Source organism: Mesorhizobium sp. M4B.F.Ca.ET.017.02.2.1, from assembly GCF_003998955.1.
Classification (GTDB): domain Bacteria; phylum Pseudomonadota; class Alphaproteobacteria; order Rhizobiales; family Rhizobiaceae; genus Mesorhizobium; species Mesorhizobium abyssinicae.
On the sequence record NZ_RZOF01000697.1, the window covers coordinates 1 to 547 of the forward strand.

1 protein-coding gene is annotated in these 547 nt (G+C 66.9%); it reads right to left on the bottom strand.

Translation table 11 applies throughout. From position 1 onward, the window contains the following. A partial coding sequence (locus tag EN738_RS34920) for a caspase family protein (RefSeq protein ID WP_348629125.1) occupies nucleotides 1-547 on the bottom strand: 547 nt, incomplete at both ends.

Below are 547 nucleotides of genomic sequence, written 5' to 3' on the forward strand. Positions count from 1 at the left end.
CCCTCGCGGTCGAGGCCGATGGCGTTTTCCGTCTGCTCGCTGCCCAGCGCCTGCTTCATCTCGTCCGAAATGCCAACCGAGGTGCGCACCGTGGAGCCGGAATTGGCATCCGCCTCATCCGTATCGAGCGCCGCGACCTTTCGGTCTTCGGCTTTCGGGTCCTGCAACTCGTCGATGTTCAACCGCGCCACCGTCGCGAAACGGCCATTCGGGAACTGGTCGAGATAGGCCTCGTAGAACGGAATTGAGTTCTTCTTCGAGGCTTCGTCCCACAGACGCTGCTCGACTTCCCAAGACGGAGCTTCGCCGACCACCAGGCCGGGGGCCGACGTCGCCGCGGCGTTGGGCGCGTCGGCGGCGGGTTTTGCCGCGGGCGGCGCCACGACAGGTTTTCCCATGAAGACCTCACGCCCCAGCGACGCGTTGTGCCACGGCCGCTGCCGGCCTTGCGTGGTCTCGGTCACTTCGCCGCGCACGCGCGTCAGCGCGCTCTGGATCTCGACGCCCGGTTCGGTCAGATGCCTGGCGAGCGCGGTCGAGTAGGGAC